11 protein-coding genes are annotated in these 14,470 nt (G+C 65.4%); 7 read left to right on the top strand and 4 right to left on the bottom strand.

Annotation, left to right across the window (positions count from 1 at the left end):
- Positions 1 to 4: 4 nt before the first annotated feature.
- From WMN78_RS17165 to WMN78_RS17155, 3 genes are read left to right on the top strand one after another with little or no spacing between them, the layout of a single operon-like run.
- Positions 5 to 1,084 carry a glutathione S-transferase family protein gene (locus tag WMN78_RS17165; protein ID WP_340534942.1) on the top strand — a complete coding sequence of 360 codons (1,080 nt, stop codon included), beginning with the start codon at positions 5 to 7 and terminating at the stop codon, positions 1,082 to 1,084.
- A 36-nt stretch (positions 1,085 to 1,120) separates the two neighbouring features.
- Positions 1,121 to 2,260 (top strand): serine hydrolase domain-containing protein, encoded by a 1,140-nt coding sequence (locus WMN78_RS17160; protein ID WP_340534941.1) that lies wholly within the window; start codon positions 1,121 to 1,123, stop codon positions 2,258 to 2,260.
- 48 nt (positions 2,261 to 2,308) lie between these two features.
- Positions 2,309 to 3,430, top strand: a complete 1,122-nt coding sequence (locus WMN78_RS17155; protein ID WP_340534940.1) for an FUSC family protein — start codon at positions 2,309 to 2,311, stop codon at positions 3,428 to 3,430.
- Positions 3,431 to 3,520: 90 nt separating this feature from the next.
- Here the strand turns inward: WMN78_RS17155 and WMN78_RS17150 are convergent, their stop codons facing one another.
- Genes WMN78_RS17150 through WMN78_RS17140 form a run of 3 tightly spaced genes read right to left on the bottom strand, consistent with a single transcriptional unit; the run spans position 3,521 to position 7,150 of the window.
- Positions 3,521 to 4,432, bottom strand: a complete 912-nt coding sequence (locus tag WMN78_RS17150) for a MaoC family dehydratase (protein ID WP_340534939.1) — start codon at positions 4,430 to 4,432, stop codon at positions 3,521 to 3,523.
- Entirely contained in the window at positions 4,429 to 5,769 is a 1,341-nt protein-coding gene (locus WMN78_RS17145) for a 3-oxoacyl-ACP reductase (RefSeq protein WP_340534937.1), read from the bottom strand. Before WMN78_RS17145 ends, WMN78_RS17150 begins: the two co-directional genes overlap by 4 nt.
- Before the next feature lie 10 nt (positions 5,770 to 5,779).
- A complete protein-coding gene (locus WMN78_RS17140; protein WP_340534935.1) occupies positions 5,780 to 7,150 on the bottom strand; it encodes an acetyl-CoA C-acetyltransferase in 1,371 nt (456 codons plus the stop codon).
- Positions 7,151 to 7,255: 105 nt separating this feature from the next.
- On the opposite strand from WMN78_RS17140, the gene WMN78_RS17135 reads away from it, so the two are divergent.
- Positions 7,256 to 7,948: a TetR/AcrR family transcriptional regulator gene (locus WMN78_RS17135; protein ID WP_425341174.1), complete on the top strand. Its 693-nt coding sequence runs from the start codon at positions 7,256 to 7,258 to the stop codon at positions 7,946 to 7,948.
- Positions 7,949 to 7,979: 31 nt separating this feature from the next.
- A complete protein-coding gene (locus WMN78_RS17130; protein WP_340534933.1) occupies positions 7,980 to 10,097 on the top strand; it encodes an acyl-CoA dehydrogenase in 2,118 nt (705 codons plus the stop codon).
- Positions 10,098 to 10,215: 118 nt separating this feature from the next.
- On the opposite strand, the gene glgA is transcribed toward WMN78_RS17130, so the two are convergent.
- Entirely contained in the window at positions 10,216 to 11,412 is a 1,197-nt protein-coding gene (glgA, locus tag WMN78_RS17125; RefSeq protein WP_340534932.1) for a glycogen synthase, read from the bottom strand.
- Between the two features lie 102 nt (positions 11,413 to 11,514).
- Here glgA and glgC point away from each other — a divergent pair, with 102 nt between their 5' ends.
- Both glgC and WMN78_RS17115 read left to right on the top strand, forming a co-directional pair.
- Positions 11,515 to 12,912, top strand: a complete 1,398-nt coding sequence (glgC, locus tag WMN78_RS17120) for a glucose-1-phosphate adenylyltransferase (RefSeq protein WP_340534930.1) — start codon at positions 11,515 to 11,517, stop codon at positions 12,910 to 12,912.
- A 67-nt stretch (positions 12,913 to 12,979) separates the two neighbouring features.
- Positions 12,980 to 14,431, top strand: a complete 1,452-nt coding sequence (locus WMN78_RS17115; RefSeq protein ID WP_340534928.1) for an SDR family NAD(P)-dependent oxidoreductase — start codon at positions 12,980 to 12,982, stop codon at positions 14,429 to 14,431.
- The last annotated feature ends 39 nt before the right edge of the window (positions 14,432 to 14,470 follow it).

Here is a 14,470-nt window from a genome sequence, read left to right as displayed (position 1 = left end):
GACCATGACCTCCGACTCCCGCACTGCCGAACATTCATCCGACCCCGGGTTCAGCACGAGGGGGTCCTACGTCACGGGCGGAGAAGAATTCACCCGGGACACCAACTACATTGAGGACCGGATCACCAGCGACGGCGCGCCCGGGCGGAACGGTGAACCCGGCTGGCCGGTGGAATCCGGCCGGTACCGCCTCATCGCTGCCCGCGCCTGCCCGTGGGCGAACAGGACGGTCATCGTCCGCAGGCTGCTGGGCCTTGAAGACGCCATATCCCTGGGGCAGCCCGGTCCCACGCACGACGCACGTTCCTGGACCTTCGACCTGGACCCGGGCGGTGTCGATCCGGTCCTTGGCATCGAACGGATCCAGGACGCCTATTTCCGGAGGTTCCCCGACTATCCCCGGGGAATCACCGTTCCCGCGATCGTCGACATACGGTCAGGCGGGGTGGTCACCAACAATTTCCCGCAGATCACGCTGGACTTCTCCACGGAGTGGACGGCGTTCCACCGGTCCGGCGCTCCCGAGCTTTACCCCCCACATCTCAGGGCGGAGATCGACCAGGTCAACAAGCGGGTCTTCACCGAGGTAAACAACGGCGTCTACCGCTGCGGCTTTGCCGGCTCACAGGAGGCCTATGACGCCGCCTACACCCGTCTCTGGACCGCCCTGGACTGGCTGGAGGAGCGCCTTACCGGCCAGCGGTACCTGGTAGGAGACACGATTACGGAAGCCGATGTACGCCTCTTCACCACGCTGGTCCGGTTCGACGCCGTGTACCACGGGCACTTCAAGTGCAACCGGCAGAAACTCAGCGAGATGCCGGCGCTGTGGGCCTACGCCCGGGATCTGTTCCAGACGCCCGGATTCGGCGACACCATCGATTTCGTGCAGATCAAGCAGCACTACTACATCGTTCACGAAGACATCAATCCCACCGGCATTGTCCCGCAGGGCCCGGACCTGTCCGGATGGCTGACAGCGCACGGACGGGAGTCACTGGGGGGCCGCCCCTTCGGAGACGGGACCGCCCCCGGCCCTGTCCGCAGCGGCGAGGAAGTTGCCCCGGGACACGGCGCCCGCTGACCGGGAGCCGTCCTGGCGCGCCGCTAGTGTTGTCCCATGCCACTATCGTCAGGCTTTGCCACGCCCGAATACCAAGCGGTCCGGGTCCTGTTTGAATCGTTCCTTGAGGATGACCCGCAGTACAGCGCCCAGGTTGCTGTCTACTGTTCGGGCACGAAGGTGGTGGACCTTAGCGGCGGGCCCCGCCTGGCGAAGGGGTCGATCACAGGCGCCTACTCCTGTTCCAAAGGCGTGGCAGCCTTCGTCATCGCCCTCCTGGTCCAGGACGGATTGCTGGACCTTGACCGTACCGTGGCTCACTACTGGCCGGAGTTCGCTGCCCACGGAAAAGAGGAGATCACCGTCCGCCAGGCGCTGTCCCACCGCGCCGGTCTGCTTGGGGTGGAAGGCGGCCTGGCCCTCAGTGAATTCACGACGGCGGACGCAGCACGGAAGCTTGCCGCTACGCCACCGCTGTGGCGGCCCGGTGCCACGTTCGGGTACCACGCCCTCACCATCGGCATCATCATGGAGGAGCTCTGCCGCCGCGTCTCCGGCACGCCCCTGCAGGAGCTGTACGATTCCCGTATCCGGGTGCCGTTCGGCGTCGACTTCTTCCTGGGGCTGCCCGGGGACCAGGAGTCCCGCTACCGGGACGTGCTGTACGCCGTCGAGCCCGGCCAGCCGTGGCTGGATCCCCGTGGCCTTGAGGGACTCAACGGCAACGCCGCAGTCAGCACAGTGATGGAGCTCCCCAATCACAGGATCATCCGCGAACTCGGCATGAGCAGCGCCGGAGGCGTGGGATCAGCCGAAGGCCTGGCCCGGGTTTATGCTGCCGCCACAACCGGCGTTGACGGGGGCCCCGCCTTCCTGGCGCCGGAGACTGCCAGGATCATGTCCGAGGAACAGGTGTGGGGGCTGGACCGCACCTCGGGAGTGGATAATGCCTTCGCGGTGGTCTTCATGAAGCCGCACCCCAGCCGCAACTTCGGCAGCCACCGGGCGTTCGGCCACGAGGGTGCCAGCGCCGCGCTGGGCTTCGCGGACCCCGCCTACGATCTCGCATTCGGCTACATTCCGGGGACGCAGGAGGAAGGCAGGACACCAGGCCGCGCGCACCGGCTGGCGCAGGCGGCGCGGCAGGCTGCGGCCTCCAGCGCGCGGCAATGCCGGCCTGCGCTTACCCGTGAGTAGGTTTGTCCATTTGTAGCATCTTCCATGCACCTTTATGGTTGGGGCCAAATGGTAATTTCAAAACAGCAGGATGAGGCCGCCCCGTCACGGGCAGGCAAGATACGGCAGTCCGTGACGGACAGCATCGCAGTGGCACTGTCCGGCCCCCGGCTGCAGCTGGCGTCCAAGGCGGGACTGGCCGCGGGACTGGCTTTCCTCATTGCACCCATGATGCCCGGTGCCGCGGCCCAATATCCGTACTATGCCCCTCTCGGCGCCCTGGTGGCCATGTACGAGAACGTGTCGGGTTCCATGAAACAGGGTGTGCAGACCCTCGTGGGGCTCGGGATGGGCATCGGCCTGGCGTTCCTGCTGGTCAGCTTCACCGACCCCTCGCCGGTGACGGTGGCCATCGTCATGGCCTTGGGGGTCCTGCTGGCGGGGTTGCCGCGGCTTGGCGCCGGCCGTGACTGGATTCCGACCGCGGCGCTCCTGGTCCTCCTGGTCGGCGGACACGATCCGGACGACTTCTCGTTCGGCTACCTCCTGCAGATGGGGGTGGGAGTCGTCGTGGGAATCACCGTCAACATGCTGGTGTTCCCGCCCCTCCACTTCAAGGCCGCAGCCCTCAGCCTGGCCGAACTCCGCTGGGCCCTCGCCAAGCAGCTCTCGGACATGGGTGAAGCGCTGAGGGAAAAGTGGCCGCCCGAGCACGAGGACTGGGCAGCGCGTTCGGAGGAGCTCGCCCAATCGGCCCGGGCCGTCAGGGCTGCCGTGCAAAAGGCTGATGCCAGCAGGCAGGCCAACCCGCGGCGCAAGCTCCACCCGCACGACTTGGACCGCGACTATAAGAACGTCAGGGGCCTTGAGCGCGTCACCTTCCACATCCAGGACATGACCGAAGTGCTGGCAGATGTCATTTGGGACAAGGACGTGCCCTTTGTCATCCCGCTTCCCTACAGCGAACCCCTTGCCGATGCACTCGCCGCGGTCAGCGAGGTCCTCCGGTCCATGGAAGAGGAGCATCCGGAACGGCAAGACGAGCTGATTGCTGCGGCCACCGCGTCCGTGGACGCCCTGGCCGAGCGAATGGCCTCCGATGACGTCAACCCGGACGCCCCCAGCGCCGCCGAATCAATTGTCCTGAACCTGCACCGCATCCTCAGGGCGGTCAGGGCCGGACAGTCCTGAGCGGCGCCGCCGTCAGAACAAACAACGACGCCGGAGCTCCCCTGGACGGTGAGCTCCGGCGTCGTAATTTCCTCCTGTGGCGTGCCAGCGCTAAAGCGCCGTTACGCTGCCGCTGAAATGCCGCCGGCCGGACCGCGGGTTCCACGCGACGTAGTCGGAATGCTGCCAGACGCCGGCTGTCGAATGGACCGACCTGATGTCCAGCGCGACGCGCGCCGGCAGGAACACCGGTGCCTCAAAGGCAACATCCCAGCGGAACGAATCGCCCTTGACGGCACCCACGTCGGCCAGTGCCCGGGAGGCGAGGTACATGCCGTGCGCTATGGAGCGCCGCATGCCCAACGCCTTGGCGGAGAGCACACTCAGGTGAATGGGGTTGAAGTCGCCGGACACAGCCGCATATGCCCTGCCGGTGTCAACACCCAACTGCCATTGTGCCGTGGGGTCGGGAGCCGCGAACGTTGTGGGTGCAGGGGTGGCGGAAGGTTTGTCGATCCCGGGAAGGAACACACCCTTGGCCAGATAGGTGGAGGTTCCCTTCCACACGACCCCGGATCCCTCCGTGCGGCGGACCTCCGCGACGACGTCGACCTGCGTGCCGGCGCGGTGCCCCCGGAGGTTCTCGGCCCATGACGTGATGTCCAGGGCCTCAGTGAACAGGACGGGCCCGTGCTGCTCCACCGTGTTGGCCAGATGCACCATGCCCAGCAGCGGCAACGGGAAGTCATCGCGGTTCATCACGCTCATTGACACGGGGAAGGCGAGGGTGTGGATGAATCCGGCAGGAAGGACGTCGCTTGCGGTCTCACCTACCAGGTGTTGGTAAGCCGTGAGGTTGCCCACCTGGGCCAGCACTCCCCTGACCTCATGTCCGCAGGGCGGAAGCGAGGTTCCCGCGTCGGTACCGAGCACGCGCCGACGAGCCGCCGTGGCGGCGGCATTCACGTAGAGCTTGGACAACGACGGCATGTCCCCGAGGATCACGGGCTGGGCACCGGTCATGCGCCCACCAGGTTCTGTCCGCATACCCGCAGCACCTCGCCCGTGATGCCGCCTGCGGCGTCGCTGGCGAGGAATGCGATGGCTTCTGCTACATCGCCGGGCTGGCCCCCCTGCTGCAGGGAGTTCAGGCGACGGGCAATTTCACGGGTCGCAAACGGGATCCGGGCAGTCATTTCGGTCTCGATGAAGCCAGGTGCCACAGCGTTAATGGTTCCGTGGTGCTCCGCCATCAGGGGTGCCGTGGCGCGCACCATGCCCATCACGCCGCCCTTGGACGCCGCGTAGTTCGTCTGCCCGCGGTTGCCCGCGATACCGCTGGTGGACGCGACCGAGACAATCCGCGGCGAATTGCGGAACTGTTCGGATGCCAGGAGCGCCTCGTTGATGCGAAGCTGGGCGGCGATGTTCACGGCAATGACGGAATTCCAGCGGCCCTGGTCCATGTTGGCCAGCAGCTTGTCCCGCGTGATTCCCGCGTTGTGGATCACGATGTCCAGGCGTCCGTGCCTGCCCACCGCGTGGTCGATGATCCGCTGACCGGCGTCCTCCCGGCTGATGTCCAGCTGCAGTGCCGTCCCGTGGACCTCGTTTGCCACAGCCGCCAGATGGTCTCCGGCTGCGGGAATGTCGACCACGACCACGGTGGCACCGTCCCGGCGGAGCGTCCGGGCAATCGCGGCGCCGATGCCCCGGGCAGCGCCCGTTACCACGGCGACTTTGCCTGCAAGGGGCTTTTCCGGATCCGCAGGGAGCTCTCCCTCCCGGCTTGATACGGTGAGGAACTGGCCGTCGACAAAAGCCGACCGGCCGGACAGGAAGAAGCGCAGGGCCCCGAGCGCGCTGGGACCGGTGGCGGTTACCCCGTCTGCAAGCATGATGCCGTTTGCCGTGGCCCCGGCGCGGAGCTCCTTGGCGAGGGAACGCAGCAGGCCGTCGACTCCCTGGCGCGCTGCCGCAGACGCCGGGCCCGGAGCGCTCGCAGGTGTCCGGGAGACCGTCACCACGCGTGCGTTGGGTGCCAGGTCCCGGACGGAAGCTCCCGCCGAGAGGACCGGCCTTTCCAGATCCTCCGGGCGCTCCAGGTTGTCCAGCACCAGGATGATGGCGCCAAGCTTCTCCCGGGGCACCGCATGCCGGCGGACATCGAGGTCCCAGGACAGAAGGGCGGCAGCCAGTTCGTCAGCGCCGCCGCTGGAGCCCTGGACGAGGATCGGTCCTTGAACCAGCGGCTGTCCCGGCTGGTAGCGCCTGAGCACCACCGGCTGTGGCAGGCCGAGTTTCCTGGCAGCATCCTTGCCTATTCCACGGCTTACAAATTGTGTGTACTTGTCCGTCACGCCGGCCTCCCTAGTGTGCTTCAAGAATGGCGACGACGCCCTGGCCGCCGGCCGCGCAAATGGAAATCAGCCCGCGGGCCGGCCTCCCGTCCACCTGGCCCTTTTCGTGGAGCATCTTGGCCAGGGAGGCCACGATCCGCCCGCCGGTGGCGGCAAAGGGGTGCCCGGCTGCCAACGATGAGCCGTTTATGTTCAGCTTCGACCGGTCCACACTGCCCAGCGCTCCGTCCAGTCCAAGGCGGGTGCGCCCGAATTCCTCGTCCTCCCAGGCGGCGAGGGTGCTGAGCACGGTACCGGCGAATGCTTCGTGAATCTCAAAGAAGTCGATGTCGCCAAGCGTCAGGCCGTTACGTGCCAGCAGGCGCGGCACTGCGAATGCCGGCGCCATGAGGAGGCCGTCCTTGCCGTGGACGAAGTCAACGGCCGCCGCCTCGCCGTCGACAACCGTTGCGAGCTTGGGAAGTTCATGCGCGTCCGCCCATTCCTCCGAAGCAAGCAGCACGGTGGACGCGCCATCCGTGAGCGGTGTGGAGTTGCCGGCTGTCATGGTTGCCTCGGCGCCAAGGTTCTTGCCGAAGACAGGCTTGAGCGTTGCCAGTTTTTCGAGGGTCGTGTCGGCGCGGAGGTTCGAGTCCCGGGTCAGCCCGCGGTACGGCGTGAGCAGATCATCGAAGAACCCGGCGTCGTAGGCAGCAGCCAGGTTGCGGTGGCTGTTGTACGCCAGCTCGTCCTGGGCTTCGCGCGAGATCTTCCACTGTGCCGTGGTGAGGGCCTGGTGCTCACCCATGGAAAGCCCCGTCCGGGGCTCACCGGTGTTTGGCGCGTCGGGAGCCAGGTCCTTGGGACGGAGCCGGCTCAGGACCTGGAGCCGCTGGGGCAGGGACTTGGCCCGGTTGAGGTCCAGCAGCACCTCCCGCAGGCCTTCGCTGACGGCGATCGGTGCATCGGAGGCGGAATCGACGCCGCCGGCGATGGCCGAGTCGATTTGTCCAAGCTTGATCTTGTTGGCAAGGCCCAGGACGGTTTCCAGTCCCGTGGCACACGCCTGCTGGAGGTCATAGGCGGGGGTTTCCGCGGAGAGTGCCGAGCCGAGCACCGCTTCCCGGGTGAGGTTGAAATCGCGGGAGTGTTTGAGCACGGCGCCGGCGGCAACCTCACCGATCCGTTCGTCCTGAAGGCCGAAGCGGGCAATCAGGCCATCCAGGGCTGCAGTCAGCATGTCCTGGTTCGAGGATTTGGTGTACGCCCCGCCGGTTCGGGCAAACGGAATTCGGTTGCCACCAACCACCACAGCCTTCCGCACGGAAGCTCCTCCGCGAGGGGCCGCAGGGGCGTTGGATGATTCTTCTGGTCCGGTGGCGGACTGTCCGTTAAAGGACATGTGCTGTCTCCTTTTGCTCAACGCTGATTACCGATACCCAGCGTACCTGATACGCTGAGTATCGTGAACATCCTTCCCGCTGATCCCGCCGCACCCACGGGCGGCATCGCCGCGGCCGTCAACTCCCCAAGCGGCAGCACGGTCGATGGGCGCGCGGCCCGCTGGCAGTCCCACCGGGAGGAACGCCGGCGCGAGCTCATCAAGTCGGCGCGGAAAGCCGTCCATACGCTGGGCAGTGACGCTTCCATGGAGGACATCGCCGCCGCAGCCGGAACATCCAAGTCCGTTTTCTACCGCTATTTCGGCGACAAGGCGGGGCTGCAGCAGGCTGTAGGCGAAGTGGTCATCAGCCAGATGCAGCGCCGCATCCAGGAGGCCGCCCAAGGGGCACAAACGCCGCGGGAGGGGCTTCTGGCCATGGTGTCCGCCTACCTCCAGATGGCGGAGACCAGTCCCAATGTCTATACCTTCGTCACCACCTACGCTGCCGGCGAGTCGGGGACGGCCACCGGGGGCATCGCGGCTGCGGGAGCCCTCGGCCACTTCTTCGAAGAAGTCCGCGACATGATCGAGCGCCCCATGCGCGCCCACTTGGGCGCGGGCAAGGAAGCCGTGATCGGCTATTGGCCCACCGCTGCAATCGGGCTGGTCCGGAACGCCGGCGAGCAGTGGCTCGGCACTCCGGAGTCGGCCGGCAAACCGGACCAGGAAACCATGGCCCGCCAGATCACCGCCTGGCTGTGCGTCGGAATTGCCCCGGAACTGAAAACCCTGGACCCACACAATCCAAAACCCTGAGTGAATTGTCAGAACCAAAGAAGGAATCGACATGACTGACGTAGTTGACCGCGCCGCCAGCCAGGCAGGCCGCCGCCCCGCGGGCCGCACACACCATCTTGCCGCCGAGGCGCCCGCCGTCGACGTCGCCGCCCTGGGCGAGCAGCTCCTGGGCAAATGGGCGCACATCCGCCGGCACTCGCGCGAACTGTCGGGCAGGCCGGAACTGCACAAGACCGAGGGCCTCACCCACACCGAGCACCGCAAGCGCACCTTCGGTCAGCTCAAGTATCTGGTGGATAACGGGGCTGTTCACCGCGCCTTCCCCGCGTCGCTGGGCGGCTCCGACGACCACGGCGGCAACATCGCCGGGTTTGAGGAACTGGTCACTGCCGATCCTTCCCTCCAGATCAAGGCAGGCGTCCAGTGGGGGCTGTTCGGCTCAGCCGTGATGCATCTTGGCACCGAGGAGCACCACGCCAGGTGGCTGCCCGGCATCATGAACCTGGACATCCCCGGCTGCTTCGCGATGACGGAAACAGGCCACGGCTCCGATGTTGCCAGCATTGCCACCACGGCAACCTTCGACCCTGATGCCCAGGAATTCATTGTCAACACTCCCTTCCGGGCCGCGTGGAAGGACTACATCGGCAACGCCGCAATAGACGGACTGGGCGCCGTGGTGTTCGCCCAGCTCGTCACGAACGGTGTGAACCATGGTGTGCACGCCTTCTACGTGGACCTGCGGGATCCGGATACCAAGGAATTCCTTCCGGGCGTTGGCGGCGAGGACGACGGCGTCAAGGGCGGGCTGAACGGCATCGACAACGGCCGGCTGCATTTCAGCAACGTCCGCATCCCCCGGACCAACCTGCTCAACCGCTACGGCAACGTAGACGCCGACGGCACCTACACCTCCCCCATCACCAGCCCGGGCCGCCGCTTCTTCACCATGCTGGGAACCCTGGTCCAGGGCCGTGTCTCCTTGGACGGGGCCGCGGTGGCTGCCAGCAAGCTCGCCCTCAAGACAGCCATCCAGTACGCCACCGAACGCCGCCAGTTCAACGCCTCATCCCACACTGACGAGGAAGTGCTGCTGGACTACCAGCGCCATCAGCGGCGGCTGTTCACCCGGCTGGCCACAACCTACGCTGCAGGCTTCGCCCATGAGCAGTTGCTGCAGAAATTCGACGACGTCTTCTCCGGTGCACATGACACGGACGAGGACCGCCAGGACCTGGAGACACTGGCCGCCGCCCTCAAACCGCTCAGCACGTGGCACGCCCTGGACACCTTGCAGGAATGCCGCGAAGCATGCGGCGGCGCAGGCTTCCTGATTGAGAACCGCTTCGCGTCCCTCCGCGCGGACCTGGACGTCTATGTCACGTTCGAAGGTGACAACACTGTGCTGCTCCAGTTGGTGGCCAAGCGGCTCCTCGCGGATTACGCGAAGGAATTCCGCAATGTCGACGTTGGGGTGCTGGCACGCTATGTGGTGAGCCAGGCAGCCGGCGCCGCGGTGCACCGGACAGGTCTTCGCCAGGTTGCCCAGTTCGTCGCCGATACGGGCTCCGTGCAGAGGGCGGCCATTGCGCTCCGGGACGAAGATACCCAGCGGCTGCTGCTGACCGACCGCGTCCAGACGATGGTTGCCGAGGCCGGAACTGCACTGAAGGGCACCAACAGGCTGCCGCAGCAGAAGGCCGCCGCGGCCTTCAACCAGCATCAGCATGAGCTGATTGAAGCGGCGCAGGCGCACGCGGAGCTGCTGCAGTGGGAAGCTTTCACGGAAGCCCTGGCCGACGTGAAGGATCCGGGCACGAAGCGGGTGCTGACATGGCTCCGGGACCTGTTCGGACTCTCGCTCATTGAGAAGAACCTGTCCTGGTACCTGATGAACGGGCGGCTGTCGATGCAGCGTGCCCGCACCGTGGGCGAGTACATCAACCGCCTCCTGGTGAAGATCCGCCCCCACGCCCTGGACTTGGTGGATGCCTTCGGGTACGGGCCGGAGCATCTGCGTGCGGCCATTGCGACCGGCGCCGAACAGACCCGGCAGGATGAGGCACGTGCGTATTTCCGGACGCAGCGCGCCGACGGCAAGGCCCCGGTTGACGAAAAGGTCCTCGTGGCCCGGCAGGCACGTGATGCCAGGGCTCCGCGCCGCTAGGTTCCGAGGTCTTCGCCGATTCCCCTAGGAATTTACGGCAGACAGCACGACGGCGCCGCCCCCGTTACGCGGGAGCGGCGCCGTCGTTGTTGTTTTTAGTCAGAATCAGGCAAGGACATCAGGCAAGGACCGAGCGGTACACCTCGAGAGTGGTTTCCGTAATGGACTCCCACGAGAAGTGCTCCTCCGCGCGGCGCCGGCCCGCCTGGCCCATGGCGCGCGCCCGCTCGGGATCGGACACCACTTCGGTGAGGGCGGCCGCGAACTCGTTGACGAACTTCTCCGGATCCAGCGGCGTTCCGGTGCCGTCGGTGACCTGCTCAAGCTCCACCAGCAGGCCGGTTTCGCCGTGCTGGACAACCTCGGGGATGCCGCCGGTGGCGCTTGCCACGACGGCCGCGCCGCAGGCCATGGCTTCAAGGTTGACGATGCCCAGGGGTTCGTAGATGGAAGGACAGGCGAACGCGGTTGCGTGACTGAGCACCTGGATCAGTTCATTGCGCGGCAGCATCCGTTCAACCAGGACGACGCCGGTCCGCTGGCTTTGCAGTTCCTCGATGAGGCGGGCAGTTTCCGCGGCGAGTTCCGGAGTGTCCGCCGCGCCGAGGCACAGGACAAGCTGGACGTTGGCCGGCAGTTTGGCCGCGGCGCGGAGCAGGTAAGGGACACCCTTCTGGCGCGTATTGCGGCCCACGAACACCACGCTGGGCAGTTCCGGATCGATTCCCAGGGCGCGGATGGCGTCATCGCCTTCATCACGGGTCCAGAGTTCAACGTCAATGCCGTTGTGCACCACACGGACCTTGGCCGGATCGACATCGGGGTAGCTGCGCAGAATGTCCTGGCGCATCCCCTCGGATACGGCGATGATGGCTGCCGCGGCCTCATAGGCGGTCTTTTCCACCCACGACGACAGGGCGTAGCCGCCGCCGAGCTGCTCGGCCTTCCACGGCCGCAGCGGCTCCAGGCTGTGGGCACTCAACACATGCGGGATGCCGTGCAGCAGAGACGCCAGGTGGCCCGCCATGTTGGCGTACCACGTGTGCGAATGTACAAGGTTCGCCCCCGCGATGTCCGGCACGATCCGCAGATCCACTCCGAGCGTCTGGACGGCGGCGTTGGCTGCACCCAGATCCTCCGGAACGGAGTAGGACGTCACCTTCGCCCCGTGATAGTGGGGATCCCGGGGCGCCCCGAAGGCCCGCACCTGCAAATCCACATGCTTGGCCAACACGCGGCTCAATTCAGCCACATGGACCCCGGCGCCGCCGTAAATCTCGGGCGGGAACTCTTTAGTCACAATGTCTATTCGCACGATACCCAAGGTAGTCCTTACGGCGTATCTGTTCTAGTGTGAAGGGGTCCGGGCGTGCCGGACTTTTTGGGGAAGTTACGAAGGCGTACAGGAGCGACCACCATGCCGTTGAATAAGAAAGTCCTGGCTATTGTCCTCGCGGGCGGCGAGGGCAACCGTCTGATGCCATTGACGGCGGACAGGGCCAAACCCGGCGTGCCTTTTGCCGGAAGCTACCGGCTGATCGACTTTGCGCTGTCCAACCTGGTGAATTCCCGGTATTTGCAGATTGTGGTGCTTACGCAATACAAATCCCACAGCCTTGACCGCCACATTTCCGAAACGTGGCGAATGTCCACCCAGTTGGGAAACTACATTGCATCCGTCCCTGCGCAGCAGCGTGTCGGTAAGAGCTGGTTCCTTGGCAGCGCCAATGCCATTTACCAGTCCCTGAACCTGATCCATGACGCCAACCCTGACATTGTGGTTGTGGTTGGCGCGGACCACGTCTATCGCATGGACTTCGCCCAGATGGTGGAACAGCATGTTGCCAGCGGCGCTAAGGCCACCGTAGCTGCGGTCCGCCAGCCGCTGAACATGGCAGACCAGTTCGGCGTCATCGAGGTGGACCAGAACGATCCCCAGAAGATCGCCGCCTTCGTCGAGAAGCCTTCCTCGACCCCCGGCCTTGCCGCCGATCCGACGCAGTTCCTGGCTTCCATGGGAAATTATGTTTTCGATGCCGATGCCCTGGTGGACGCCCTCCACGTGGATGCCGAGCGCCTCGACACCAAGCACGATATGGGCGGTGACATCATCCCGTACTTCGTCAACAAGGGCGAAGCAGGGGTATATGACTTCACGCTGAACGACATTCCGGGCTCGACCGAACGGGACCGCACGTATTGGCGCGATGTCGGCACCATCGACTCCTTCTACGAGGCCCACATGGACCTCATTTCGCCGATGCCGGTTTTCAACCTGTACAACTCGGATTGGCCCATTTACACCCGCCAGAGCATTTCCCCGCCGGCAAAGTTCGTTCGCGGCTTGGGAAACACAGTAGGCACGGCCCTCGACTCGATCGTGGCCAGCGGCGTAGTGATCTCCGGCGGCATTGTGGAGGGTTCGGTCTTGTCCAACGACGTCTACGTGGGCACCTCGAGCCGTGTGGTGGATTCGGTCCTCATGGACAAGGTCCAGATCGGCGAGGGTGCCGTGGTTCACCGTGCCATCATCGACAAGAACGTCAAGGTGCCCGCCGGCGCAGCCATCGGCCTGGATCCCGAACGCGACCGCGCCCGCGGATTCAAGGTCACGGACTCGGGCATCACCGTGCTGTCGAAGGGTCAGCAAGTCCCGGAACCGGATGACGCTGAACGCGCACTGTCGGCCGCCAACCTTCACTTGGTCCCCAATGCGGTGAAGGCGGCAACCGAAAACTACCCGTCCGCACGCGACTCGGTGGCCAAGGTGGGAGAAGCCCACGCCGCGGCCTTGGGCGTGACTGTCACCGACTAAGGGGCAAACCCTCACCGCTGAACCCTGACGGCAAACCGAAGGATTCCCAGGCTGTAAAATTGGACCAATGAACACCCCCGATTTGACGCCTGAGGACATCCAGGCCTGCCTCAAGGTTCTCAACACCATCCACGCCTACGACGAGGAACACCCTGACTACGTCTCGGTACGCCGCGCCACCGGCAAGATGTTCAAGGCTGTCAAGCGCCACCGCCGGGTCACCAAGCGGGACCTGATCGCGGAATCCGACCGCGCCGTGATCGCCCAGACGGCTACGGCAGCTCCCGACCGCATCGATGACGAAACGCGCGGGAACAAGCTGGAACCCTCTGCGACGGGCAAAGTGGCCGGGCACCTCATCAGGTCCCGCCCCTGCTACATCTGCAAGAACCACTACACCCAGGTTGACGCTTTTTACCATCAGCTGTGCCCTGAGTGTGCCGCATTCAGCCACAGCAAGCGTGATGCGCGCACGGACCTCACGGGCCGCCGTGCGCTGCTTACGGGCGGACGCGCAAAAATCGGCATGTACATCGCCCTGCGGCTGCTCCGCGACGGAGCGCACACCACCATCACCACACGGTTCCCGAGGGATGCTGCGCGTCGCTTCGCAGCGATGGAGGACAGCGGGGACTGGCTCCACCGGCTCCGGATTGTGGGCATCGACCTCCGTGATCCCTCCCAGGTGATGGCCCTGACTGACTCACTGGACGCTGCCGGGCCGCTGGATATCATCATCAACAACGCAGCCCAGACTGTCCGCCGGTCCGGCAACGCCTACAAGCCGCTGGTCGATGCCGAGGACGAACCCCTGCCGGCAGCCCTCGAAGCAGCCAACGGCGGCCCGGAACTGGTGACCTTCGGCCACGCCCATGACAAGCACCCCCTGGCCCTGGCCAGCAGCGTCATGGAACACCCTGTCCTGGCCGGGGACGCCATCACCTCGCTGGCCCTCTCGACAGGGTCCGCGTCACTGGAACGGATTGCTTCCGGCACGGCCATTGACGCCGGCGGGCTGGTTCCGGACCTGGCCACGATCAACAGCTGGACCCAGGTGGTGGACGAAGTGGATCCACTGGAAATGCTGGAGGTGCAACTCTGCAACGTGACTGCGCCCTTCCTGCTGGTGAGCCGGCTGCGTGCCGCAATGAAGCGATCCACCGCGCACCGGAAGTACATCGTGAACGTCTCCGCCATGGAGGGACAGTTCTCCCGCGCGTACAAGGGCCCGGGACACCCGCACACGAACATGGCCAAAGCGGCGCTGAACATGATGACACGCACCAGCGCGCAGGAAATGCTGGATTCAGACGGCATCCTGATGAGCGCGGTGGACACGGGGTGGATCACGGACGAGCGGCCCCATTTCACCAAGGTCAGGCTCATGGAGGAAGGCTTCCACGCGCCGCTGGACCTCGTGGACGGTGCAGCCAGGGTCTACGATCCGATTGTCATGGGCGAAAACGGGGAGGACCAGTACGGCGTCTTCCTTAAGGACTACAAGCCGAGCCCCTGGTAGGCACTTCTTCACTAGCAGGGCCCGCGGGGGTGCCGCTAG

Source organism: Arthrobacter oryzae (genome assembly GCF_037911235.1).
GTDB lineage: Bacteria > Actinomycetota > Actinomycetes > Actinomycetales > Micrococcaceae > Arthrobacter > Arthrobacter oryzae_E.
This window is presented reverse-complemented; position numbering and strand designations above follow the sequence as displayed.

What these genes read in the sequence shown, in the direction of transcription:
- WMN78_RS17165 (WP_340534942.1), top strand. Translation starts at nt 5, where the DNA reads ATGACCTCCGACTCCCGCACTGCCGAACATTCATCCGACCCCGGGTTC.
- WMN78_RS17160 (WP_340534941.1), top strand. Translation starts at nt 1,121, where the DNA reads ATGCCACTATCGTCAGGCTTTGCCACGCCCGAATACCAAGCGGTCCGG.
- WMN78_RS17155 (WP_340534940.1), top strand. Translation starts at nt 2,309, where the DNA reads ATGGTAATTTCAAAACAGCAGGATGAGGCCGCCCCGTCACGGGCAGGC.
- WMN78_RS17150 (WP_340534939.1), bottom strand. Translation starts at nt 4,432, where the DNA reads ATGACCGGTGCCCAGCCCGTGATCCTCGGGGACATGCCGTCGTTGTCC.
- WMN78_RS17140 (WP_340534935.1), bottom strand. Translation starts at nt 7,150, where the DNA reads ATGTCCTTTAACGGACAGTCCGCCACCGGACCAGAAGAATCATCCAAC.
- WMN78_RS17130 (WP_340534933.1), top strand. Translation starts at nt 7,980, where the DNA reads ATGACTGACGTAGTTGACCGCGCCGCCAGCCAGGCAGGCCGCCGCCCC.
- glgC (WP_340534930.1), top strand. Translation starts at nt 11,515, where the DNA reads ATGCCGTTGAATAAGAAAGTCCTGGCTATTGTCCTCGCGGGCGGCGAG.
- WMN78_RS17115 (WP_340534928.1), top strand. Translation starts at nt 12,980, where the DNA reads ATGAACACCCCCGATTTGACGCCTGAGGACATCCAGGCCTGCCTCAAG.